The sequence below is a fragment of the Enterobacter sp. H2G27 genome (assembly GCF_054403075.1).
Genome location: NZ_JBSVSI010000001.1, coordinates 2297422 through 2321220 on the forward strand (window position 1 = coordinate 2297422; position 23799 = coordinate 2321220).

The 23799-nt window shown below is 54.0% G+C and carries 18 protein-coding genes, 2 tRNA genes and 1 other RNA gene; 10 read left to right on the forward strand and 11 right to left on the reverse strand.

The genetic code is table 11. From position 1 onward, the window contains the following. Positions 1–314 precede the first annotated feature (314 nt). Positions 315–962: a YchE family NAAT transporter gene (locus ACW9E7_RS10905; RefSeq protein ID WP_458727768.1), complete on the reverse strand. Its 648-nt coding sequence runs from the start codon at positions 960–962 to the stop codon at positions 315–317. 478 nt (positions 963–1440) lie between these two features. Here ACW9E7_RS10905 and adhE point away from each other — a divergent pair, with 478 nt between their 5' ends. Then, positions 1441–4119 carry a bifunctional acetaldehyde-CoA/alcohol dehydrogenase gene (adhE, locus tag ACW9E7_RS10910; protein ID WP_059446810.1) on the forward strand — a complete coding sequence of 893 codons (2679 nt, stop codon included), beginning with the start codon at positions 1441–1443 and terminating at the stop codon, positions 4117–4119. Positions 4120–4187: 68 nt separating this feature from the next. Here the strand turns inward: adhE and tdk are convergent, their stop codons facing one another. Beyond that, positions 4188–4802 (reverse strand): thymidine kinase, encoded by a 615-nt coding sequence (gene tdk, locus ACW9E7_RS10915; protein ID WP_111965933.1) that lies wholly within the window; start codon positions 4800–4802, stop codon positions 4188–4190. 549 nt (positions 4803–5351) lie between these two features. On the opposite strand from tdk, the gene hns reads away from it, so the two are divergent. After that, positions 5352–5765 (forward strand): histone-like nucleoid-structuring protein H-NS, encoded by a 414-nt coding sequence (hns, locus tag ACW9E7_RS10920; RefSeq protein ID WP_458728390.1) that lies wholly within the window; start codon positions 5352–5354, stop codon positions 5763–5765. A gap of 202 nt (positions 5766–5967) precedes the next feature. Here the strand turns inward: hns and galU are convergent, their stop codons facing one another. The 3 genes from galU to rssA all read right to left on the reverse strand — a co-directional run bounded on the left by galU (position 5968) and on the right by rssA (position 9084). Beyond that, entirely contained in the window at positions 5968–6876 is a 909-nt protein-coding gene (galU, locus tag ACW9E7_RS10925; RefSeq protein ID WP_008502780.1) for a UTP--glucose-1-phosphate uridylyltransferase GalU, read from the reverse strand. 200 nt (positions 6877–7076) lie between these two features. Beyond that, positions 7077–8090, reverse strand: a complete 1014-nt coding sequence (gene rssB / locus ACW9E7_RS10930; RefSeq protein ID WP_127731313.1) for a two-component system response regulator RssB — start codon at positions 8088–8090, stop codon at positions 7077–7079. A gap of 91 nt (positions 8091–8181) precedes the next feature. After that, positions 8182–9084, reverse strand: a complete 903-nt coding sequence (rssA, locus tag ACW9E7_RS10935; protein ID WP_133294612.1) for a patatin-like phospholipase RssA — start codon at positions 9082–9084, stop codon at positions 8182–8184. Between the two features lie 114 nt (positions 9085–9198). Here rssA and ACW9E7_RS10940 point away from each other — a divergent pair, with 114 nt between their 5' ends. The 5 genes from ACW9E7_RS10940 to ACW9E7_RS10960 all read left to right on the forward strand — a co-directional run bounded on the left by ACW9E7_RS10940 (position 9199) and on the right by ACW9E7_RS10960 (position 11084). Further along, complete coding sequence (locus ACW9E7_RS10940) at positions 9199–9657, forward strand: YchJ family protein (protein WP_111965930.1); 459 nt, start codon at positions 9199–9201, stop codon at positions 9655–9657. Positions 9658–9703: 46 nt separating this feature from the next. Further along, complete coding sequence (gene purU / locus ACW9E7_RS10945; RefSeq protein WP_023312104.1) at positions 9704–10546, forward strand: formyltetrahydrofolate deformylase; 843 nt, start codon at positions 9704–9706, stop codon at positions 10544–10546. A 158-nt stretch (positions 10547–10704) separates the two neighbouring features. After that, positions 10705–10789, forward strand: a tRNA-Tyr gene (locus ACW9E7_RS10950). A gap of 35 nt (positions 10790–10824) precedes the next feature. Further along, positions 10825–10909, forward strand: a tRNA-Tyr gene (locus ACW9E7_RS10955). Positions 10910–10953: 44 nt separating this feature from the next. Next, positions 10954–11084: non-coding RNA, RtT sRNA (locus tag ACW9E7_RS10960), on the forward strand. A gap of 84 nt (positions 11085–11168) precedes the next feature. Here ACW9E7_RS10960 and ACW9E7_RS10965 read toward each other — a convergent pair. Then, positions 11169–11612, reverse strand: a complete 444-nt coding sequence (locus ACW9E7_RS10965) for an Lrp/AsnC family transcriptional regulator (RefSeq protein ID WP_458727769.1) — start codon at positions 11610–11612, stop codon at positions 11169–11171. A 107-nt stretch (positions 11613–11719) separates the two neighbouring features. On the opposite strand from ACW9E7_RS10965, the gene ACW9E7_RS10970 reads away from it, so the two are divergent. After that, the gene (locus ACW9E7_RS10970) at positions 11720–12616 is read left to right on the forward strand and encodes a DMT family transporter (protein ID WP_458728391.1); all 897 of its coding nucleotides are present in this window, start codon (positions 11720–11722) and stop codon (positions 12614–12616) included. Here ACW9E7_RS10970 and narI read toward each other — a convergent pair. The 5 genes from narI to ACW9E7_RS10995 all read right to left on the reverse strand — a co-directional run bounded on the left by narI (position 12613) and on the right by ACW9E7_RS10995 (position 21050). Further along, positions 12613–13290 (reverse strand): respiratory nitrate reductase subunit gamma, encoded by a 678-nt coding sequence (gene narI / locus ACW9E7_RS10975; RefSeq protein ID WP_023312107.1) that lies wholly within the window; start codon positions 13288–13290, stop codon positions 12613–12615. The genes ACW9E7_RS10970 and narI overlap by 4 nt on opposite strands. Beyond that, complete coding sequence (gene narJ / locus ACW9E7_RS10980; protein ID WP_458727770.1) at positions 13290–14000, reverse strand: nitrate reductase molybdenum cofactor assembly chaperone; 711 nt, start codon at positions 13998–14000, stop codon at positions 13290–13292. The genes narI and narJ overlap by 1 nt, the downstream gene beginning before the upstream one ends. Then, positions 13997–15532: a nitrate reductase subunit beta gene (gene narH, locus ACW9E7_RS10985; RefSeq protein WP_458727771.1), complete on the reverse strand. Its 1536-nt coding sequence runs from the start codon at positions 15530–15532 to the stop codon at positions 13997–13999. Before narH ends, narJ begins: the two co-directional genes overlap by 4 nt. Further along, a complete protein-coding gene (locus tag ACW9E7_RS10990; protein ID WP_367896751.1) occupies positions 15529–19272 on the reverse strand; it encodes a nitrate reductase subunit alpha in 3744 nt (1247 codons plus the stop codon). Before ACW9E7_RS10990 ends, narH begins: the two co-directional genes overlap by 4 nt. Positions 19273–19652: 380 nt before the next feature. Further along, positions 19653–21050, reverse strand: a complete 1398-nt coding sequence (locus ACW9E7_RS10995) for a NarK family nitrate/nitrite MFS transporter (protein WP_048989619.1) — start codon at positions 21048–21050, stop codon at positions 19653–19655. Positions 21051–21359: 309 nt separating this feature from the next. On the opposite strand from ACW9E7_RS10995, the gene narX reads away from it, so the two are divergent. After that, positions 21360–23156 (forward strand): nitrate/nitrite two-component system sensor histidine kinase NarX, encoded by a 1797-nt coding sequence (gene narX, locus ACW9E7_RS11000; protein ID WP_111965926.1) that lies wholly within the window; start codon positions 21360–21362, stop codon positions 23154–23156. After that, complete coding sequence (gene narL / locus ACW9E7_RS11005; protein ID WP_008499531.1) at positions 23149–23799, forward strand: two-component system response regulator NarL; 651 nt, start codon at positions 23149–23151, stop codon at positions 23797–23799. Before narX ends, narL begins: the two co-directional genes overlap by 8 nt.

The following is a 23799-nucleotide window of genomic DNA, read 5'->3' on the forward strand; positions in this document are numbered from 1 at the left end:
TCGAGTGATTTTGTACAAAAATTTAACAACTGGTTATTATTTAGCACATTCATCTAGGGGAATGTTGAAATTACTAATATCATTTCGGTTATCTCTCAGCAAGCCCCAGAGTATCATGTGAGTAAAATAACAGAGCGATCGAAGATTTTCTGTGCAGGCGGGTTTTAGGGGGATTAATAACTTATTGAAATACAAGTAATGAACATTATTAGTAGAATTTATTATGATATGTGAGCATTTCAACTTTAGTTATAGGATTTACTGATAATGACGTAAAAAAACGGAGCCGTTGCTCCGTTCTTTCATACGAAATATCAGTGCAGCAAACCGGGGAAAATGCTTTTAATTCCCGTCACGATAAATTCAATCCCTAACGCCATCAACAGCAGGCCCATGATACGCGTTATGACGTTAATTCCCGTCTGCCCCAACAGGCGTACAAGCCAGGGCGCCATGCGGAACACTCCCCAACAGCAGAGCGCAAAAATAGCAATTGCGACGGAAAAACCGATCAGGTGCATCAGGCTATGGTATCGCGTCCCCCAGACAATGGTTGAACTGATGGCACCAGGACCGGCCATCAGCGGTAAGGCCAGTGGCACCACGCCAATACTTTCGCGGATGGCGGTTTCTGACTTCTCCTGCTTGTTCTGTTTATCCTCGCCGAGCTTACCGCTGATCATGGACATAGCGATGGTCACGACCAGGATCCCACCCGCAATGCGGAAAGAATCAATTGAAATCCCGAACAGCTGAAGAATCGTGTCTCCGAGAAAAAGGGAGGTCAACAATATGATAGCGACCGACAGGTTAGCGGTAAGATTTGTCTTGTTCCTGGCCGTCGCCGTCTGGTAACTCGTCATACTAATGAAGACTGGAATGATTCCCACCGGGTTGACCAGGGCAAACAAACCAATAAAAAATTTAAAATACGTTGGAAAATCAAAGAGCGTTTGGATCACGTTTTGCTCCGCTTATACACATGCCCGGGACTGACAATTTGTCGTGAGAAATCGCGCTGAAGATACCCTTTTTATCAGCATACTTCACTTGAAATCTGTACCAAAACGTTATCATTTCAGGATGTTAAACAGATGTATAATCAATGATAGTGCTGCTTCCAATACTTACTTAATTATTTAACACTGGAAAAATCTCAAAGAAATAACCCTGCTGAAAGGTATCAGCTTGGGGAAAAATTGACACAGATCATGATTTCAGTACTCAGAAGTGAGTAATCTTGGTTACACCCCCAGGGAGGTCACCTGACAAAAAGGGATGATGCTAAGGTAAGGCTCTTTTAGTAAATTAGTGTGCTAATGCAGAAAGTAACTCTTTGTTTTACTTTGTGTTACGCAAGTCGTATCGGCTCTGTCTATACTGTGTGACGTATCGAGCGCTGGTTTACTAAAAGAGTTTAAACATTATCAGGAGAGCATTATGGCTGTTACTAATATCGCTGAACTGAACGCCCTCGTCGAGCGCGTTAAAAAAGCCCAGCGTGAATATGCCAATTTCACCCAAGAACAGGTTGATAAAATCTTCCGCGCGGCCGCACTGGCTGCTGCAGATGCTCGAATCCCTCTCGCTAAAATGGCCGTTGCCGAATCCGGCATGGGTATCGTGGAAGATAAAGTGATTAAAAACCACTTCGCTTCCGAGTATATCTACAACGCCTATAAAGATGAGAAAACCTGTGGCGTGCTGTCCGAAGACGACACCTTCGGTACCATCACTATCGCTGAACCTATCGGCATTATCTGCGGTATCGTTCCGACCACTAACCCAACGTCTACAGCTATCTTCAAATCACTGATTAGCCTGAAGACCCGTAACGCAATCATCTTCTCTCCACATCCACGTGCGAAAGATGCGACTAACAAAGCTGCGGATATCGTCCTTCAGGCGGCGATCGCTGCTGGTGCACCAAAAGATCTGATTGGCTGGATCGACCAACCTTCCGTTGAGCTCTCCAATGCGCTGATGCATCACCCGGACATTAACCTGATCCTGGCGACCGGTGGTCCTGGCATGGTTAAAGCCGCATACAGCTCCGGTAAACCAGCGATCGGTGTTGGCGCCGGTAACACACCTGTTGTTATCGACGAAACCGCTGACATCAAACGTGCCGTTGCGTCTGTACTGATGTCTAAAACCTTCGATAACGGCGTTATCTGTGCATCTGAACAGTCTGTTGTTGTCGTAGACTCTGTTTACGACGCAGTTCGTGAACGTTTCGCCAGCCACGGCGGCTACCTGCTGCAGGGCAAAGAGCTGAAAGCAGTTCAGGACATTATCCTGAAAAATGGCGCGCTGAACGCCGCTATCGTGGGTCAGCCAGCGTACAAAATCGCTGAACTTGCAGGCTTTACCGTCCCGGCTACAACCAAAATCCTGATCGGTGAAGTGAAAGTTGTCGACGAGAGCGAGCCGTTTGCACACGAAAAACTGTCTCCTACGCTTGCCATGTACCGTGCGAAAGATTTCGAAGACGCGGTAGAGAAAGCTGAGAAGCTGGTTGCCATGGGCGGTATCGGTCACACGTCTTGCCTGTACACCGACCAGGATAACCAGCCAGAACGCGTCGCTCACTTCGGTCAGATGATGAAAACTGCGCGTATCCTGATCAACACCCCTGCTTCCCAGGGTGGTATCGGTGACCTTTACAACTTCAAACTCGCACCTTCCCTGACTCTGGGTTGTGGTTCCTGGGGCGGTAACTCCATCTCTGAAAACGTTGGTCCAAAACACCTGATCAACAAGAAAACCGTTGCTAAGCGAGCTGAAAACATGTTGTGGCACAAACTTCCGAAATCTATCTACTTCCGCCGTGGCTCACTGCCAATCGCGCTGGATGAAGTGATTACTGATGGCCACAAACGTGCGCTCATCGTGACTGACCGTTTCCTGTTCAACAACGGCTACGCTGACCAGATTACCTCTGTGCTGAAAGCGGCTGGCGTTGAAACTGAAGTGTTCTTTGAAGTTGAAGCTGACCCTACCCTGAGCGTTGTACGTAAAGGTGCTGAGCTGGCTAACTCCTTCAAACCAGATGTGATTATCGCACTGGGCGGTGGTTCCCCAATGGATGCCGCGAAAATCATGTGGGTCATGTACGAGCACCCTGAAACCCACTTCGAAGAACTGGCGCTGCGCTTTATGGATATCCGTAAACGTATCTACAAGTTCCCGAAAATGGGCGTAAAAGCAAAAATGATCGCGGTAACCACTACTTCCGGTACCGGTTCAGAAGTTACACCATTTGCGGTAGTAACAGACGATGCGACAGGTCAGAAATACCCGCTGGCTGACTACGCGCTGACCCCAGACATGGCTATCGTTGATGCAAACCTGGTCATGGAAATGCCTAAGTCACTGTGTGCGTTCGGTGGTCTGGATGCGGTAACTCACGCCCTGGAAGCCTATGTTTCTGTACTGGCATCTGAGTTCTCTGACGGTCAGGCTCTGCAGGCTCTGAAACTGCTGAAAGAAAACCTGCCAGCGTCCTACAATGAAGGGTCTAAAAACCCGGTAGCACGTGAACGCGTTCACAGTGCAGCAACCATCGCAGGTATCGCGTTTGCCAACGCCTTCCTGGGTGTTTGCCACTCAATGGCGCACAAACTGGGCTCACAGTTCCACATTCCTCACGGTCTGGCGAACGCCCTGTTGATCAGCAACGTTATCCGTTATAACGCTAACGACAACCCAACTAAACAGACTGCTTTCAGCCAGTACGACCGTCCACAAGCACGTCGTCGCTATGCTGAAATCGCTGACCACCTTGGTCTGAGCGCACCGGGCGACCGTACTGCTGCGAAGATTGAGAAACTGCTGGCATGGCTGGAAAGCCTGAAAGCTGAGCTGGGTATTCCTAAATCTATCCGTGAAGCAGGCGTTCAGGAAGCTGACTTCCTCGCTCATGTAGATAAGCTGTCTGAAGATGCCTTCGATGACCAGTGTACTGGTGCTAACCCGCGCTACCCACTGATCTCCGAGCTGAAACAGATTCTGCTGGATACTTACTATGGTCGTGAGTTCAAAGAAGGTGATGTTGCCGCTGTGAAAACAGAAGTTCCTGTCATCAAAGCTGACAAGAAAGCGAAGAAAAGCGCTTAATTGACAGCAGCAGATGAAAAACCCGCCTTATTGGCGGGTTTTTTTATGTCTGAATAACAAGACTGACATTATTTTCTGTTGTCGTGCTGAATCGCCGTCAGCGAGCCTACAGACAACGCTTCTTTATAATGCTTACGGCAGACCGAAACATAGCGTTCATTACCGCCTATCACCACCTGCTCACCATCTGCATAAGGTTTACCGGCCTGGTCAAGACGAAGCACCATACTGGCTTTGCGACCGCAGAAGCAGATTGTTTTCAATTCAACAAGTTTATCCGACCAGGCAAGCAAATACTGACTCCCGGCAAAGAGCTCACCGCGAAAATCCGTGCGCAGACCGTAACAAAGAACGGGGATATCAAGCTCATCGACCACTTCTGACAGGGCATATACCTGTTCACGCGTCAGAAACTGGCTCTCATCTACCAGGACACAGTGAATCGGCTGCGCAGCATGTTCTGCATGAATGTCTTCAAACAGATCGGTTTTCGGGTTAAAAAGCCTCGCAGGCGACGAGAGTCCTATTCTTGAGCTCACCTTACCTGCGCCAAAGCGATCGTCAATTTCAGCAGTATAAACAACGGTACGCATCCCGCGCTCCTGGTAATTGTACGAGGATTGCAGCAACGCGGTGGATTTCCCGGCATTCATTGCCGAATAGTAGAAATAAAGTTGTGCCATTGGCCGTAAAACCCTAATCAATGTGTAATATTCCCGATGAGTCATTGTACCATATTTTGTCTGGTCATCAGCGATGTAGCACACAGGGGAAGCGTTTCAGCGCGGAGTTTACAACCTTCTTTTCATGAAAATAACCCGTTAAAACATGTAGTAAACGCCCTCTCCTCGGCCAATATGTTATATGTTCAGCAAAACATAACACTGCTTTTTATAGTGGAATCCCCGTTCATTAAAATTCACTATTTATTAACTATTTCAGTCTTAACATCACGGAGGGGAACTAATACAAAAGGCTGATATTTCTCCGCCGCAACTATAATTCCTGCGGGAAATGTCACAAAAAAAAGACACAATCGACCGGGTTAAGCAGCTTCCGGTGATAACAACCGAGACTGCCGGGTGGTGAAATTTAAGTTAGCGTAATTAATAATAGCGCCTTTATTTAGTATTTTTTGAATTCCTTACATTCCTGGCTATTGCACAACTGAATTTATGGCTCTATTATTAGGTCAACAAACCACCCCCCATTATAAGTTTGAGATTACTACAATGAGCGAAGCACTTAAAATTCTGAACAACATCCGTACTCTTCGTGCGCAGGCAAGAGAATGCACCCTCGAAACGCTTGAAGAAATGCTGGAAAAATTAGAAGTTGTAGTTAATGAACGTCGTGAAGAAGAAAGCGCTGCTGCGGCTGAAACCGAAGAGCGTACTCGTAAACTGCAGCAATATCGTGAAATGCTGATTGCTGATGGTATCGATCCAAATGAATTGCTGAACAGCATGGCTGCCGCTAAAACCGGTACTAAAGCCAAGCGTGCGGCACGTCCTGCTAAATATAGCTACGTTGACGAGAACGGCGAAACTAAAACCTGGACTGGCCAGGGTCGTACTCCTGCTGTAATCAAGAAAGCGATGGATGAGCAGGGTAAACAGCTGGACGACTTCCTGATCAAGGATTAATCGAGCCATATTCAGAAAAATCCCGCATATTGCGGGATTTTTTTTAACCTAAATTTGTCGCATACATCCTCTTACACTCTGTCATAAAGCATTATTTAGCAATTTCATCGACTGTACTTTCAGACAGGTTTTTGGGAGTGTTATGGGCATAAAAAAACCGGTGGGCAATGCCTCACCGGTTTCGAACATTTACAACCGTGGCTTATTTCTTAATACCTACGCTCTCTTTGAGCCAGGTTTTAAATTCTTCACCAAGGGTATTGTGGCGGATACCATATTCAACAAATGCCTGCATATAACCGAGCTTATTACCGCAGTCATGGCTCTTACCTTTCATATGGTAGGCCTCAACGGTCTCTTTCTCGATCAGCATATCGATGGCATCCGTCAGCTGGATCTCATCACCCGCGCCTGGAGGCGTTTTAGCCAGCAGAGGCCAGATTTCAGCACTCAGGACATAGCGACCTACAACGGCAAGGTTTGAAGGCGCTACGTCGGCTTTAGGCTTCTCTACGACACCAACCATTGGCACACTTTCGCCCGGCTCAAGGTTAACGCCTTTGCAGTCAACCACACCGTATGCCGTTACGTCTTCAACAGGCTCAACCATAATCTGGCTACTGCCGGTTTCGTCGAAACGTTTGATCATTTCAGCCAGGTTATCCTGAGAAAGATCGGATTCGTATTCGTCCAGAATTACGTCGGGCAGAATTACCGCTACAGGCTCATCACCTACAACAGGATGCGCACACATAACAGCGTGGCCCAGACCTTTAGCCAGGCCCTGACGAACCTGCATAATGGTGACGTGTGGAGGGCAAATAGATTGAACTTCTTCTAACAGCTGACGCTTAACACGCTTTTCCAGCATGGCTTCAAGTTCAAAGCTTGTATCGAAATGGTTTTCGATAGAGTTTTTAGATGAATGCGTAACCAGCACAATTTCAGTGATGCCGGCTGCGATACATTCATTAACGACATACTGGATTAATGGCTTATCAACCAGAGGCAGCATCTCTTTAGGAATCGCCTTAGTTGCTGGTAACATCCTGGTCCCCAATCCCGCTACCGGGATAACGGCCTTTCTGACTTTCGAATTTAGGGCAGCCATTCAAATTCTCCTGAGCTGTTCAAGTTTTGAACTTTTATGCAATAAATAACGCGTTGAGTATATCAGCCTCGCCCCGCAGTCCGGGTCTGAAAAGAACGCGTTGCCGATCAATTAGGACAAATACGCATGAATCTGGGCAGCGATAGTAGCACTCCCCGTAAAACACAGGTAAAGCAATCTTAAAATTAAGATCCAATTGCTTATTCCGTGGACAACATTAAGCGTAGCCGTCCCCCTGCGCCCCAAATTTGGCACTGCCAGGAGGAACAGCGGTGGCTAATTTGATTAAGATAAGCCGTTCCCAATGTCCCAAGCGGCACGCCGTTACTCACCTGAATATGATGTTCACCGGTATTCAGTGAAGCGTTGAGACCTGCTGAGACGAGGATCAGATTTTTTAAACCGCTGTGGTAATAGCCGACCAGCAGCGGGAACTGTCCGGGTAAATTGGCCTGACGAAAAAGCTGGTTTACTTGTTTGAGTAAACTGCCTAACTCCGGTAGCCGTTGTCCCTGATGCGATAACTGTTCCTGCAACAAACCATTAAATAGCGCGCGAAGAAGTAACGCGGCTAATACACCGTTATCCCCTGCCCGGGTGACATCCAGAGAATAAAACGCAAGGTCGGTATCAGATAAAGGTGCGATATCCAGCACCAGTCCGGGCTGGTCAGCCGCCACCAGCTGGCGATAATTTACGCGACAGTGTGAAATAGTTTGCTGCACGGGCGGCTGGAGCTCTTGCAATAGTTTCGCCGCAGCAGGCGGATTACTCACCAGGGCATCCCAGTCCTGGAAAAGACGTTCCTCTTCCTCTACCCGGGAATTAAACATATTGGGATAAAGGCACGCCAGGACCGTTTCACGCAGCCGGTTCAGATCCTTGACCGGTTTAAGCAGAATATCCTGGACGCCAAGACGTAATGCTTTGGCAATATCCGCCATATTCTCTGTGGCCGAGATCACCAGAATCGGCGTCTGGTTACCTTCGTTACGCAGATGTTCAACCAGCTTCAGTCCATTCATGCGCGGCATCGCTATGTCGCAAATCATCAAATCGGGCGTAATGCCGATCATTTTTTCCAGGGCGTCGATGCCATCTTCTGCCAGTGACGTCATTGCGCCCAGCGAGGATAACCACGAATCCAGTAGCGATCGGAAAACGGGCTCGTCTTCAACAATCAAAATGTGTTTTCCGGCCAATGGCTGCGTCATGGTTCCTCCCCTGGCTGACAGTAACTAAATAGTGGCATGCGATCGGCACTATCGCCTGTCAGATTTTGCTGAAGTAGTCAAAAAAAGGTGCTTAACGTGCGGTCTGCACAAAAGGCAACAATTCGTCTATTTTCTTTTCGACGGCTAACGAGCCCGCTGCGATGGCGGCCTCAGCCCGATGGAAATCAAGAGTAGAGATTTGCGGACAGTACGGCTGAATAAGGATATCCGGAGGGTCGCCTGCCATACGGTTACGTTTAAGGCGATTCTCGAGTACCTGTATTGACGTGGTCATGATTTCTATCGCCGTCGGCGCGGTAACCGAGCGTCGCGCGGCCATACGCCCGATTCTGCCGCGCAGGCGCTCGTGCCAGGCAAGTTTCTCGCCCTCAGCATCTTCTCTCTGCAGATTGACCGGCATGAGATCCTGTTGCATCAGGTGGGCATCGTGCTGCAGATCGACGGCAATTACGATATCCGCCCCCATTGCACGGGTCAGAGAGATGGGAACCGGGTTAACGACGCCGCCATCGACAAGCCAGTAACCGTTGTGTGGGACAGGCGCCATGAGCCCCGGCATACTGCAGGAGGCGCGCACGGCAAGATGGATATCCCCTTCGGTTAGCCAAAGTTCGCGTCCTGTACTGAGGTTCGTCGCGACGGCGCCGAAAGGCATCTGACAATCAGTGAAGTCTTCAAGAGGCATAACCTGGCGGAACTGGTTAAAAACGCGTTCGCCGCGCAACAGTCCACCACGCTGCCAGGAGAGGTCCATCAGACGCAGCACGTCCCAGTAGCTGAAGGAACGCACCCAAGTCTCGAGTTCCGTAAGCTTTCCGCACGCGTAAGCGGATCCGACAAGCGATCCGATTGAACATCCTGCGACAATATCTACGTCAATGCCCATCTTGTTTAAGGCATTAATCACGCCGATGTGTGACCATCCCCGGGCTGCACCTGAGCCCAGCGCCAGTCCAATTTTAACCTTTCTCATTAGCCCTGTTTTACTTCCCCTGGATTCCTGACATAGCGTCAACGCAACAGCTCAGTTAACATAGTGCTACCCGAAGCGTTTTACGCCTTTATTTTTTGTTCCAGGAAGAGAATCGTGTCTCAACTCTGCCCTTGTGGTAGCGCTCTGGAGTATAGCCTATGTTGCCAGCGATATCTGTCTGGCGATCAGGTTGCACCAGACCCGTCACACCTCATGCGTTCACGTTACACCGCTTTTGTGATCAAAGACGCAGACTACCTGATTAAAACCTGGCATCCCTCCTGCCACGCTGCCGAATTCAGAAAGGACATCGAAGCCGGCTTCGCGAACACGCAGTGGCTCGGCCTCACCGTCTATGAATCCTCAACTGGCAGTCATGTTGATGAAGGTTACGTCAGCTTTGTAGCCCGTTTTAACGAGAATAATAAACCGGGGGCCATTATCGAACGTTCCCGGTTCTTAAAGGAAAGCGGGCAGTGGTATTATATTGACGGAACGCGCCCACAGTTTGGTCGTAACGATCCTTGCCCGTGTGGTTCAGGTAAAAAATTTAAAAAGTGTTGCGGGCAGTAATGCCTGACAACCCAGACTTCGCAAATACAAACAGGATTTCCCGGCGATGCAATCATTACAACGTAAAGTTCTGCGCACCATCTGTCCCGATCAAAAAGGGCTGATCGCACGAATTACCAACATTTGCTATAAACATGAACTGAATATCGTGCAGAACAACGAGTTCGTTGACCACCGTACCGGCCGCTTCTTTATGCGTACCGAACTGGAAGGTATTTTCAACGACACCACTCTGCTGGCCGATCTGGACAGCGCGCTTCCGGAGGGTTCCGTGCGCGAACTGACCCCAGCCGGTCGACGCCGCATCGTGATCCTGGTGACCAAAGAAGCACACTGTCTTGGCGACCTGCTGATGAAAGCAAACTACGGCGGTCTGGACGTCGAAATTGCTGCCGTTATTGGCAACCACGAGACGCTGCGCACGCTGGTCGAACGCTTTGATATTCCGTTCGAGCTGGTCAGCCACGAAGGCCATACGCGTGAAGAACACGACGATTTGATGGCCCAGGCCATTGAAGCGCATAACCCGGACTACGTGGTGCTGGCAAAATACATGCGCGTGTTAACGCCATCTTTCGTGGCGCGTTTCCCGAACAAGATCATCAACATTCACCACTCGTTCCTGCCGGCCTTTATTGGTGCGCGTCCATACCACCAGGCGTACGAGCGTGGCGTTAAGATTATTGGCGCGACAGCCCACTACGTGAATGACAACCTGGACGAAGGTCCCATCATCATGCAGGACGTGATTCATGTGGATCACACTTACACCGCTGAGGACATGATGCGTGCAGGGCGTGACGTTGAGAAGAATGTGTTAAGCCGCGCGCTGTATCAGGTGCTGGCACAGCGTGTCTTCGTTTACGGCAACAGAACCATCATTCTTTAATCTTTCGGAAAATGAATTGATTAGCTTTGCGCCTTTACGGATAAAAAGCAGGCAAACAGCTTCATTTCCCTAAAGGAATGCTTTACAGGGGCGTCTCATTTGATATGATGCGCCCCGCTTCCAGCAGGAAGCAGGCCAGTAAAAAAGCATTACCCCGTGGTGGGGTTCCCGAGCGGCCAAAGGGAGCAGACTGTAAATCTGCCGTCATCGACTTCGAAGGTTCGAATCCTTCCCCCACCACCATCTCTCAGCACGACCTCAAAATTTGAATTACCCCTGGTGGGGTTCCCGAGCGGCCAAAGGGAGCAGACTGTAAATCTGCCGTCATCGACTTCGAAGGTTCGAATCCTTCCCCCACCACCATCACTTTCAAACGACACTTAACATTCTGCTCGCACCGTGCATCATGTATTTCCGCAAGGGGAAGGATGAGAAGCTTCGACTAAGGTTCGATTCGAGCGCAGCTAGAAAGCGTTGCCGCAGGCAACGACCCGAAGGGCGAGGCGCAACGCGCCGAGTAATCCTTCCCCCACCACCATCACTTCAAAAAACCCGAACAAAATCGAACCGAGTCCGCCTTCGTAGGCCGGGTAAGGCGCAGCTGCCACCCGGCAACAAATGGCTACATCGGCGGCAAACGACGCCTGACCGGTGAACTTTTCACAATCGACGTATTACACTGGGCATGTTCCGCCAGCCCATCCTGCAGCGCATCAAGCTGTTCGATTGACCTCACCACCAGCCTAATCACAAAACAATCTTCCCCGGTCACCTTGTCGCTCTCAATACACTCCGGCATCGCCTGAATATACTTATCCACCTTATGCAACAACCCCGGCAAAGGCCGCACGCGCACCAGCGCCTGCAGCGTATACCCCAGCGCCGCCAGGTTCACCCGAGCACCATAACCCTGAATCACACCGCGCTCTTCCAGCCTTTTAAGACGTTCTGCCGTGCTGGGAGACGTCAGACCGATGCGGCCGCTGAGCACCTTCAACGACATGCGCGCATCCTCAACCAGGCAGGCTAAAATTTGCCGGTCGATATCATCGAGAAGGTATTCCATCGCTTTCACCTAATTTTAAAAAGCCATTGCTGCATTTCACCTTATCTCATCCCTGTAAAACCCGACAGCGATTTTCGACAATAACGTCATTAATCAGGAGGTGGATGATGCGTGATTTACATAAAGGCGTCTGGCAAATGGGCCTGGCGATGTTAATTTCCGGCTCTATCGGTGCGTTTGTTTTGCTCAGCGGCCTGCCGGTAACGGAAGTGGTGTTCTGGCGCTGCCTTATCGGGGCAATGGCGCTTTTTATTTTTATCCGGGTGAGTCAAAAGCCCTTTAGCCCCCTCACCCGCACCACGCTGATGCTGGCTATTCTCGGCGGCGTAGCGCTCGTGGTGAACTGGCTGCTGCTCTTCGCGGCCTATGAACGGATCTCGATTGGTCTTTCGACCGTGGTCTATAACACCCAGCCGTTTATGCTGGTCCTGATGGGGATGTTTTTAGGCGAGCGCGTCAGCCTGGTGAAATGGGGCTGGTTGTTCCTCGCCTTTGGCGGCGTGGTGATCCTGCTCTCCAGCGAGCTGACCGGCGCGCATGGCAGTGAATGGCTCGCCGGAATCGGCCTGGCAATGGCCGCGGCCTTCTTCTACGCGCTGACGGCAATCATTGCGCGCAAGCTGAAAACAATCGCACCGCAGCATATTGCCTTTATCCAGGTGCTGACGGGCGTCGTGATGCTTTTTCCGTTTGCCAGCATGCCGTCATTTTCAGGTGATTTTCCCTGGCCGATCCTGCTGACGCTGGGCATCGTCCATACCGGCATTATGTACCAGTTGCTCTACAGCGCGATCCAGAAGCTGCCTACGCCCATTACCGGCTCCCTGTCGTTTATCTATCCGGTGGTGGCGATCGTTGTCGATAATCTGGTGTTCGGACACTCGCTGAACCTGACGCAGCTGGCGGGCGGCGCGCTGATCCTGTTTGCTGCCGCGGGCAATAACCTGGGCTGGGGCGAAAAAAAACCCCGCCAGTGCGGGGTTGGTATCAAAACGGCGAATTAGCGACGGGCGCGCACAATCTGGTATTTGCGCGTCAGGTACTCTACCGGCGCGCTCCAGATATGCACCAGACGAGAGAACGGGAACAGCACAAACAGCGTCATCCCCAGCACCAGGTGAACGCGGAAGATAAACGCCACGCCGTCCAGGTGCGCGGACGCTCCGCCGTGGAAGGTCACCACGGACTGCGCCCATCCGACCAGCTTCATCATTTCGCTCCCGTCCATATGCTGCGCCGAGAACGGAATGGTCAGCAGGCCCAGCGCGCACTGCACCATCAGCAGGGAGAGGATCAGAATATCTGCGGCGGTCGTGGTCGCACGCACGCGCGGGCTGAACAGGCGACGTTTCAGCAGCAGCAGGCCACCTACTAAGGTCATCACCCCGCAGGCACCGCCGGCGATCATCGCCATCTTCTGCTTCACCTCGATCGGTAGCCACGCTTCATACATCCAGTGCGGCGTCAGCATCCCGAGGAAGTGACCGGCAAAAATGCCCAGAATACCGATGTGGAACAGGTTAGAACCCACATGCATCCCTTTACGATCCAGCATCTGGCTGGAGGCGGCACGCCAGGTGTACTGGCCGTAGTCGTAGCGCAGCCAGCTTCCCACCAGGAACACGGTGCCCGCGATATACGGGTAAATGTCAAAGAAGAACATATTCAGGAAGTGCATTAGTGCCGTCCTCCGTTAGAGATATTCAAATATTGCGGGGCAACCGCGCCGGCAAAACGACGCTGGTGAGCGGAGATTTCAGACTCGCCGCAGTTCTGGTCAGCAAAGAATTTCACCTGCTCTTCTTCCCAGACCGCATCCAGCGCTTGTGGAGTATCGTCCCGGGCTTCATCCGCAATTTTCTCCGCCACTTTTTCACTGTCGACCGAGGCGTTGGCCAGCTTCACCAGCAGATCGAACAGCACCGCATAGCGGCTCTCGCGCTGCTGAAGACGCGCGCCGAGCAGCGCCAGGATCGGCGCGATATCCTGCAGACCACCCAGCGCCTCCTCTTTCGGCAGCTGCGCCAGGTACTCCAGATAGAGCGGCAGATGATCCGGCAGCTCGCGGCTGTCGAGCTGCAGGCCGTGCTGTTCGTACTGGGCCATCAGGTCCACCATCGCCTGCCCGCGTTCACGGGACTCACCGTGAACGTGTTCAAACAGCAGCAGCGAGGTCGCACGCCCCCGGTCAAACAGCTGGCTGTAGTCCGACTGGGCATCCAGAAGGTCGCGCGCCAGCAGATCGCGGAGGAAAACGCCAAGCCGCTGGGCATCGTCTTTATCCAGGTTTTCAGATGACGCGAGCGCGTCAAAGAGCTCCTGCTGATGCTGCGCAAGCGCAGCATCCGGGTACTCGAGCAGACGCGAAACAATGACGAGTTCAATCATGAGTGCGGCTCCGTTTTACTGGTCACATCCATGGCGTCGATGCGGCGGCTGTTGAACAGGTTGAATTTACTGTCTGACCCGTGGCAACCGTCGCCAAAGGTAAAGCCACAGCCATTTTTTTCCGGGAAGGCTTCGCGGGCCAGCTCTCGGTGGCTGCTCGGCACCACGAACCGGTCTTCGTAGTTGGCAATCGCCAGATAGCGGTACATCTCCTGCGCCTGCGCTTCGGTCAGGCCGACCTCTTCCAGCGCGCGGGTATCGGTTACGCCATCAACGGTTTCGGCACGCTTGAAGTGGCGCATCGCCAGCATACGCTTCAGCGCCAGCAGTACCGGCTGGGTATCACCGGCGGTCAGCAGGTTAGCCAGGTACTGAACCGGGATACGCAGGCTTTCCACGTCCGGCAGAATGCCGTTACTGCCCAGTTCGCCCGCGTCAGCCGCAGACTGAATCGGCGACAGCGGCGGCACGTACCAGACCATCGGCAGGGTGCGGTATTCCGGATGCAGCGGCAGGGCCAGCTTCCAGTCCATCGCCATTTTGTACACCGGAGACTGCTGCGCCGCGTCAATCACGCTCTGCGGCACGCCGTCCTTCAGCGCCTGCTCAATCACCTTCGGATCGTTCGGATCGAGGAACACGTCCAGCTGACGCTGATACAGATCTTTCTCGTGCTCGGTGCTCGCGGCGTTTTCAATCGCGTCCGCGTCATACAGCAGCACGCCGAGGTAGCGAATACGGCCTACGCAGCTTTCTGAGCAGACGGTCGGCATTCCGGCTTCGATACGCGGGTAGCAGAAGATGCACTTCTCAGACTTGCCGCTTTTCCAGTTGAAGTAGATTTTTTTGTACGGGCAGCCGGTGATGCACATACGCCAGCCGCGGCACTTGTCCTGGTCGATCAGCACGATACCGTCTTCTTCACGCTTGTAGATCGCGCCGCTCGGGCAGGTCGCTACGCACGCCGGGTTGAGGCAGTGCTCGCACAGACGCGGCAGATACATCATGAAGGTGTTTTCGAACTGGCCGTACATCGCCTTCTGCATATTCTCGAAGTTCTGGTCTTTGGCGCGTTTCTCGAACTCGCCGCCCAGAATCTCTTCCCAGTTTGGACCGCTGGTGATCTTGTCCATGCGCTGACCGGTGATCAGCGAGCGAGGACGGGCAATCGGCTGGTGTTTGCTTTCCGGCGCGTTATGCAGGTTCTGGTAGTCGTAATCAAACGGCTCGTAGTAATCGTCGATGCCCGGCAGGTGCGGGTTGGCGAAGATTTTTCCCAGAAGCCAAGCGCGGTTGCCCATGCGCGGCTGCAGCTTGCCGTTGATTTTACGGATCCAGCCGCCCTTCCACTTCTCCTGGTTTTCCCAGTCGGTCGGGAAACCGGTGCCCGGTTTACTTTCCACGTTGTTGAACCAGGCGTATTCCATACCTTCGCGGCTGGTCCAGACGTTTTTACAGGTGACCGAACAGGTATGGCAGCCGATGCATTTATCCAGATTCAGCACCATGCCGACTTGTGAACGAATTTTCATTTTACGCTCTCCTGTACCTGGTCATTACCTTCGCCGTCTAACCAGTTAATGTTCTTCATCTTACGTACCACCACGAACTCATCGCGGTTCGATCCTACGGTGCCGTAGTAGTTAAAGCCGTAGGCCAGCTGTGCATAACCACCGATCATGTGGGTCGGCTTAGGCGTAATGCGGGTCACGGAGTTGTGGATCCCGCCGCGCTGCTCGGTAATTTCTGACCCCGGCAGGTTAACGATACGTTCCTGCGCGTGGTACATCATGGTCATCCCGGCCGGTACGCGCTGGCTCACCACCGCACGCGCCGTCAGGGCACCGTTGCTGTTGAACACTTCGATCCAGTCGTTATCTTCAATACCCAGGTCTTTGGCGTCCGTTTCGCTCATCCAGACAATCGGACCGCCGCGCGACAGGGTCAGCATCAGCAGGTTGTCGCTGTAGGTGGAGTGGATACCCCACTTCTGATGCGGCGTCAGGAAGTTCAGCGCCTTCTCAGGGTTACCGTTCGATTTCGCGCCCATCACCGCTTTCACGGAGCGGGTGTCGATTGGCGGCCGGTAAACCAGCAGGCTTTCACCGAAGTCACGCATCCACTGGTGATCCTGATACAGCGACTGTCGGCCTGACAGGGTGCGCCACGGGATCAGCTCGTGAACGTTGGTATAGCCCGCGTTGTAGGACACATGCTCATCTTCCAGGCCTGACCAGGTCGGGCTGGAGATAATCTTGCGCGGCTGGGCCTGAATATCGCGGAAGCGGATTTTCTCTTCCTCTTTATTTGTCGCCAGATGCGTATGGTCGCGACCGGTGAACTCGCTCAGTGCCGCCCAGGCCTTCACCGCAACGTGGCCGTTGGTTTCCGGTGCCAGGGTCAGGATCATCTCCGCCGCATCAATTGCCGTATTGAGCATTGGCTGGCCTTTCGCCGGGCCGTCCGCTTTGGTGTAGTTGAGCTTGCGCAGCAGGTCCATTTCGCTCTGGGTGTTCCAGGCGATCCCTTTCCCGCCGTTACCGATTTTCTCCATCAGTGGGCCGATAGAGGTAAAGCGCTCGTACGTTGCCGGGTAGTCACGTTCAACCGGAATAATGTGCGGCGCGGTCACGCCCGGGATCAGGTCGCATTCGCCTTTTTTCCAGTCCTTCACGTCCAGCGGCTGCGCCAGTTCGGCGGCAGAGTCGTGCTGGATTGGCAGCGTCACCACGTCGGTCTCTTTGCCCAGGTGACCTACGCAGACTTCGGAGAATTTCTTCGCGATGTCTTTGTAGATCTCCCAGTCGCTTTTCGATTCCCACGCCGGGTCAACGGCGGCAGACAGCGGATGAATAAACGGATGCATATCCGAGGTATTCATGTCGTCTTTTTCGTACCAGGTCGCGGTTGGCAGCACGATGTCGGAGTACAGGCAGGTGCTGGACAGACGGAAGTCGAGGGTTACCACCAGATCCAGCTTGCCGTCGAGACCGTTATCTTTCCACTCCACCTCTTCCGGCTTCACGCCGCCCTGCTTGCCGAGATCTTTCCCCTGGATACCGTTTTCGGTACCGAGCAGGTATTTCAGCATATACTCGTGGCCTTTACCGGACGAGCCCAGCAGGTTGGAACGCCAGATGAACAGGTTGCGCGGGTGGTTTTTACCGTTTTCCGGCTGTTCCGCCGCGAAGCGGATTGAGCCATCCTTCAGCGATTGCACGGTGTAATCCACCGGTGACATACCCGCCTGCTTCGCCGCTTCCGCAATGCGCAGCGGGTTAGTGCCCAGCTGCGGTGCCGACGGCAGCCAGCCCATGCGTTCAGCACGCACGTTGAAGTCAATCAGGTGGCCGCTGTAGCGGGATTTATCCGCCATCGGCGAGAGCAGTTCCTGCGCGGTGACCGTCTCGTAGCGCCACTGGCTGGAGTGGTTATAGAAGTAGGAGGTGCTGTTCATGTGGCGTGCAGGACGCTGCCAGTCAAGTGCAAACGCCAGAGGCTGCCAGCCGGTCTGCGGACGCAGTTTCTCCTGGCCAACGTAGTGCGCCCAGCCGCCGCCGCTCTGACCGACGCAGCCGCAGAAGATCAGCATGTTGATCAGTCCACGGTAGTTCATATCGAGGTGATACCAGTGGTTCAGACCGGCACCGACGATGATCATCGAACGGCCGTGCGTTTTGTCCGCGTTTTCTGCGAACTCGCGTGCGATACGGGTAATGTGCGCGCGAGGAACTCCGGTGATCTGTTCCGCCCAGGCCGGGGTGTAGGCCTTCACGTCGTCATAGCCGGTTGCGCAGTTTTCATCGCCCAGGCCGCGTTCCAGACCGTAGTTCGCCATGGTCAGGTCATAGACGGTGGTGACCAGCGCGGTAGAGCCGTCGGCAAGCTGCAGGCGTTTCACCGGCAGCTTGTGCATCAGTACGTTTTTCAGTTCAACCTTGTTGAAGTGCTCGGAACCTTCGCCGCCGAAGTACGGGAACCCGACCTCGGCGATCTCGTCCTGGCTACCCAGCATGCTGAGGCGCAGCTCAGTCTCTTCGCCGGTGGTGCCGTTACGTTGCTCAAGGTTCCACTTGCCCTTCTCGCCCCAGCGGAAGCCGATAGAGCCGTTTGGCGCCACCAGCTCGCCGTTGCTGTTATAGGCAACGGTTTTCCACTCTGGGTTATTTTCCTGACCCAGCGCGTCCACCAGATCGGCAGCACGCAGCGTACGTCCTGCGGCATAGTACCCGTCACGCTCTTCCAGCATGACCAGCATTGGCATGTCGGTGTAGCGGCGGACGTAGTCGGTGAAGTACTGGCTTGGCTTATCAAGATGGAATTCGCGCAGCATGACGTGGCCCATCGCCATCGCCATCGCGGCATCGGTACCCTGTTTCGGTGCCAGCCACAGATCGCACAGCTTGGCGATTTCCGCGTAGTCAGGGGTTACCGCCACGGTTTTGGTGCCTTTGTAACGGACTTCGGTAAAGAAGTGCGCATCCGGCGTACGCGTCTGCGGCACGTTAGAGCCCCAGGCGATGATGTAGCTGGAGTTGTACCAGTCGGCGGATTCCGGCACGTCGGTCTGCTCGCCCCAGGTCTGCGGAGACGCTGGCGGCAGGTCGCAGTACCAGTCGTAGAAGCTCAGGCAGGTACCGCCGATAAGTGACAGATAGCGCGCGCCGGAAGCGTAAGAGACCATCGACATCGCCGGGATCGGCGAAAAGCCCGCCACGCGGTCAGGACCGTAGGTTTTCACGGTGTAGACGTTGGAGGCGGCAATCAGCTCGTTCACTTCTTTCCATGAGGAACGCACAAAGCCGCCGCGGCCTCGGGCCTGCTTGAAGCTTTTCGCTTTATCCGCGTCTTCAATGATGGAGGCCCAGGCATCAACCGGATCGCTGTGCTGCGCTTTCGCTTCACGCCACATTTTCATCAGACGCTTGCGCATCAGCGGATATTTCAGACGGTTAGCGCTGTAGAGATACCAGGAGTAGCTGGCGCCACGCGGGCAGCCACGCGGTTCATGGTTTGGCATATCCGGGCGGGTGCGCGGGTAGTCGGTCTGCTGCATTTCCCAGGTCACCAGACCATTTTTAACGAAAATCTTCCAGCTGCATGAGCCAGTACAGTTCACGCCGTGGGTCGAACGGACGACTTTGTCATGCTGCCAGCGCTGACGGTAACCGTCTTCCCAGTCCCGGTTGGTATCCAGAACCTGGCCGTGCCCATCGGCAAAAGTTTCACCCTTCTGTTTGAAGTAGCGAAACCGGTCCAAAAATTTGCTCATCGGGTATCTCCTGTATGGAGCCTGTGGCTCTCTAAATCGACATTGCTGATTTGCAGCGAAGGTAACGCCCTGAAAGAGGGGGATAATTGATAACGATCAAGACGAGGAGGGACTCTCAGGCGAGGGGTTACACCGAATACCACCAAAGCGGTATCTCCAAAAAAACCATATCAATATGAAAAATAAGGCTAATTTTATTTCATCGTACAAAAAGCCAGTCGAAATTTAACATCTCAGGTATTAAGGGGTAGACCCACCTGCAAAGCGATGGCGATCGCAGTGCCCCCGCAGGCGTCTGTCGAAAAAGTCGTGAGTATGTTGTAACTATTACTCAGGATAAAAAAACGCGGCCCGAAGGCCGCGTAAACGGATAATCACACTTACTTATTTTTTTTGGTATTACGGCCATATACCAGCCACGTAATCACGACGCAGGCGATATAGAAGACGAGGAAAACTTTCATGGCGCCAGCCGGAGAGCCGGTCAGATCCAGAGAGATACCGAACGCTTTCGGGATAAAGAAGCCGCCAATCGCGCCGATGGCTGAGATAAAGCCCAGCGCCGCAGCCGTATCCGTCGCCGCTTCGCGCATTGCCTGCTCTTCGCTCCCGCCCTGCGCTTTCACGCGATCCATCGTCAGCTTACGGAAGATCACGGAGATCATCTGGAAGGTGGACGCACTCCCCAGCCCCGCCGTCAGGAACAGCACCATAAACACACCGAAGAAGGCGATGAAGTTACCGCCCTGCCCGTCGGCCGGCAGCGTGAGGAACAGCAGCGCGCAGAAGACCGCCATCACCACGAAGTTAACCAGCGTCACGCGGGTACCGCCCAGGCGGTCAGAGACCATGCCGCCCAGCGAACGTGCAAGGGCACCAATAAACGGCCCGAAGAAGGCAAAGTGCAGGATCTGAATCTCCGGGAACTGCGTTTTCGACAGCATCGCGAAGCCCGCCGAGAAGCCGATAAACGAACCGAAGGTGGCCAGATACAGCAGCGCCATCACCCAGAGGTGTCCACGCTTCAGCACCGGCAGCTGTTCGCTAAGCGACGCCTTCGACGCGGACAGGTCGTTCATAAAGAACCAGGCTGCGAGGGTGAAGACCACCAGGAAAGGTACCCAGATCCAGGCGGCGTTCTGCAGATAGAGGGAAGAACCATCCGCCTGCTCAACGCCACCGCCGCCAAAGGCCGCAAAAATAGAAACAGAGATCGCCAGCGGGGCAATCAGCTGCATCACGCTCACGCCCATATTGCCCAGACCGCCGTTAATACCCAGCGCGCCGCCCTGCTTCGCTTTCGGGAAGAAGAAGCTGATGTTTGCCATGCTGGAGGCGAAGTTCGCACCCGCAAAACCGCACAGCAGGGAGATAATCACGAATACGCTGAACGGCGTAGAGGTATCCTGCACCGCGAAGCCGAGCCAGACGCAGGGGACGATCATGATGCCCGTACTGAATGCCGTCCAGCGACGGCCGCCAAAGACCGGCACCATAAACGCGTAAGGCACACGCAGCAGCGCGCCTGACAGCGACGGCAGCGCGGTCAGCATAAACAGCTGATCGGTCGTAAACGTAAAACCCACTTTCGGCAGGTTTACCGCCACCGCGCTAAACAACATCCATACGCAAAACGCCAATAACAAACACGGCACGGAAATCCAAAGATTCCGGCTTGCTACACGATGGCCGCGCTGTTGCCAGAACGCCGGATCCTCTGGACGCCAGTCTGTAATAACGGCACCATTTTCCCTTTCGGGAGCGGATGAGTGACTCATAGACACCTCTGATTCTCGAATGATGCTGCAAACATTAGGGTTTTAGGGCGGCGGTAAGTTGATATAAATCAAAGGAAAAGTGGGAGGATTTGCGGCGCAAAATAAGGTCTCACCCTTAGTGAGTAGGCTAATTCGGTAAAAAAGACGTGGTTTTTCACGGCACTGACGGTTCCTGGCTACTCCCACCTCCTTGCCCCTACTCCGTTGGCAATTTAGGGGTAATCCTTTATTGGTATGGGTATACTCCAGGGTATGCACCAGAATAGCGCCATTCCTGCAAGCAGGCCACGTCAGGAGCACGCCACCTCTATGTTAAAAAGATGTTTATCTCCGCTGACGCTCGTGAATCAGCTAGCCCTGATTGTTTTGCTGTCCACCGCCATCGGCGTGACCGGCATGGCGATCTCCGGCTGGCTGGTACAGGGAGTACAGGGTAATGCGCATGCCATCAACGAGGCAGGCTCGCTACGCATGCAGAGTTATCGCCTGCTGGCGTCGGTCCCCCTGACGCAGGACGATCGGCCTCTGATTGATGAAATGGAGCGCACGGTCTTCAGCCCCGAGCTGGAAAACGCCGCCATCCGCGCCGGTCAGCAGTCCCAGCTTAACGCCCTTCAGGGTTACTGGCACACCCAGCTGCAGCCCGGGCTGAAACAGGCTCGCAGCACGGAAACCGTTGCGCAGGACGTTGCGGGGTTCGTCTCACGTATTGATGCGCTGGTCTCCGCTTTTGACCAGACGACCGAATTACGCATCGACCGGGTGGTGATGGTGCACCGCGCAATGGCGCTGTTTATGGGGCTGCTGCTGATCTTCACCATCGTCTGGCTCCGCGCGCGGCTGCTGAACCCGTGGAAACAGCTGCTGGCGATGGCCCGCGCGGTGACCGCACGCGATTTTACCCAGCGCACGCACATCAGCGGGCGTAACGAGATGGCCATGCTTGGCCAGGCGCTCAACACCATGTCGGCAGAGCTCTCCGAGAGCTACGCGGTACTGGAACAGCGCGTTCAGGAAAAAACGGCGGGACTGGAGCAGAAAAACGAGATCCTCTCCTTCCTGTGGCAAGCCAACCGCCGTCTGCACATGCAGGTGCCGCTATGCGAGCGCCTCTCTCCGGTGCTGAACGGCCTGCAAAATCTGACCCTGCTGCACGACCTTGAGCTGCGCGTCTACGACGTGGAAGACGAAGATAACCATCAGGAATTTACCTGCCAGTCGGATATGTCGTGCGATGACAAAGGCTGCCATCTTTGCCCTCGTGGCCTGCCGCCGCTGACGTCCGGCGGCACCACCCTGAAGTGGCGCCTGACCGACAGCCACACTCAGTACGGTATTCTGCTGGCAACGCTGCCAGCCGGGCGTCACCTGAGCCACGACCAGCAGCAGCTGGTCGATACGCTGGTCGAACAGCTAACGGCCACGCTGGCGCTCGACAGGCATCAGGAAAAGCAACAGCAGCTTATCGTCATGGAGGAGCGCGCAACCATCGCCCGCGAGCTTCACGACTCTATCGCCCAGTCGCTCTCCTGTATGAAAATGCAGGTGAGCTGCCTGCAGATGCAGGATGCAGAGATGCCGGAAAGCAATAAGCAGCTGCTTAGCCAGATCCGCAACGAGCTGAACACCTCCTGGGTACAGCTTCGCGAGCTGCTGACCACCTTCCGCCTGCAGCTGACCGAGCCGGGCCTGCGCCCGGCGCTGGAGGCCAGCTGTCATGAATTTAGCGCCCGGCTGGGGTTCCCGGTGAAGCTTGACTACCAGCTGCCGCCGCGGTTTGTCCCCTCCCATCAGGCCATACATTTACTGCAGATCGCCCGTGAAGCGTTGAGCAACGTGCTCAAGCACTCCGGCGCGACGGCGGTAACGGTCACCGTCAGCCAGCACAACAACCAGGTGAAGCTTACGGTTCACGACAACGGCCGCGGCGTGCCGGAAAATGCCGAACGCACTAACCACTATGGTTTAATTATTATGCGAGACCGCGCCCAAAGCCTGCGCGGTGATTGCCAGGTTCGCCGGAGAGAGACGGGCGGCACGGAAGTTGTCGTCACCTTTATTCCCGAGAAACCGCTTACAACTGCTCAAGGAGAAACCCATGACTAATCAGGAACCGGCATCCATCCTGTTGATCGACGACCATCCGATGCTGCGTACTGGCGTGAAACAGCTGGTCAGCATGGCGCCCGATATCACGGTGGTTGGCGAAGCCAGCAACGGCGAACAGGGCATTGAGCTTGCCGAATCCCTCGATCCCGATCTGATCCTGCTCGATCTGAATATGCCCGGCATGAACGGTCTGGAGACCCTCGACAAGCTGCGGGAAAAATCGCTTTCCGGGCGCATCGTCGTCTTTAGCGTCTCGAACCATGAAGAGGATGTGGTCACGGCGCTGAAGCGCGGGGCGGATGGTTATCTGCTCAAAGACATGGAGCCGGAAGACTTGCTTAAGGCGCTGCAGCAGGCTGCGGCGGGCGAGATGGTTCTCAGCGAAGCCTTAACGCCGGTGCTGGCCGCCAGCCTGCGCGCCAACCGCGCCACCTCTGACCGCGACGTCAGCCAGCTAACGCCGCGCGAGCGCGACATTCTCAAGCTCATTGCCCAGGGGTTGCCGAATAAAATGATCGCCCGTCGTCTGGACATCACGGAAAGTACGGTCAAAGTGCACGTGAAGCATATGCTGAAGAAAATGAAGCTTAAATCCCGCGTCGAAGCCGCGGTGTGGGTGCATCAGGAACGCATTTTTTAA

What these genes read in the sequence shown, in the direction of transcription:
- adhE (WP_059446810.1), top strand. Translation starts at nt 1,441, where the DNA reads ATGGCTGTTACTAATATCGCTGAACTGAACGCCCTCGTCGAGCGCGTT.
- tdk (WP_111965933.1), bottom strand. Translation starts at nt 4,802, where the DNA reads ATGGCACAACTTTATTTCTACTATTCGGCAATGAATGCCGGGAAATCC.
- hns (WP_458728390.1), top strand. Translation starts at nt 5,352, where the DNA reads ATGAGCGAAGCACTTAAAATTCTGAACAACATCCGTACTCTTCGTGCG.
- galU (WP_008502780.1), bottom strand. Translation starts at nt 6,876, where the DNA reads ATGGCTGCCCTAAATTCGAAAGTCAGAAAGGCCGTTATCCCGGTAGCG.
- rssB (WP_127731313.1), bottom strand. Translation starts at nt 8,090, where the DNA reads ATGACGCAGCCATTGGCCGGAAAACACATTTTGATTGTTGAAGACGAG.
- rssA (WP_133294612.1), bottom strand. Translation starts at nt 9,084, where the DNA reads ATGAGAAAGGTTAAAATTGGACTGGCGCTGGGCTCAGGTGCAGCCCGG.
- purU (WP_023312104.1), top strand. Translation starts at nt 9,704, where the DNA reads ATGCAATCATTACAACGTAAAGTTCTGCGCACCATCTGTCCCGATCAA.
- ACW9E7_RS10965 (WP_458727769.1), bottom strand. Translation starts at nt 11,612, where the DNA reads ATGGAATACCTTCTCGATGATATCGACCGGCAAATTTTAGCCTGCCTG.
- ACW9E7_RS10970 (WP_458728391.1), top strand. Translation starts at nt 11,720, where the DNA reads ATGCGTGATTTACATAAAGGCGTCTGGCAAATGGGCCTGGCGATGTTA.
- narI (WP_023312107.1), bottom strand. Translation starts at nt 13,290, where the DNA reads ATGCACTTCCTGAATATGTTCTTCTTTGACATTTACCCGTATATCGCG.
- narJ (WP_458727770.1), bottom strand. Translation starts at nt 14,000, where the DNA reads ATGATTGAACTCGTCATTGTTTCGCGTCTGCTCGAGTACCCGGATGCT.
- narH (WP_458727771.1), bottom strand. Translation starts at nt 15,532, where the DNA reads ATGAAAATTCGTTCACAAGTCGGCATGGTGCTGAATCTGGATAAATGC.
- ACW9E7_RS10990 (WP_367896751.1), bottom strand. Translation starts at nt 19,272, where the DNA reads ATGAGCAAATTTTTGGACCGGTTTCGCTACTTCAAACAGAAGGGTGAA.
- ACW9E7_RS10995 (WP_048989619.1), bottom strand. Translation starts at nt 21,050, where the DNA reads ATGAGTCACTCATCCGCTCCCGAAAGGGAAAATGGTGCCGTTATTACA.
- narX (WP_111965926.1), top strand. Translation starts at nt 21,360, where the DNA reads ATGTTAAAAAGATGTTTATCTCCGCTGACGCTCGTGAATCAGCTAGCC.
- narL (WP_008499531.1), top strand. Translation starts at nt 23,149, where the DNA reads ATGACTAATCAGGAACCGGCATCCATCCTGTTGATCGACGACCATCCG.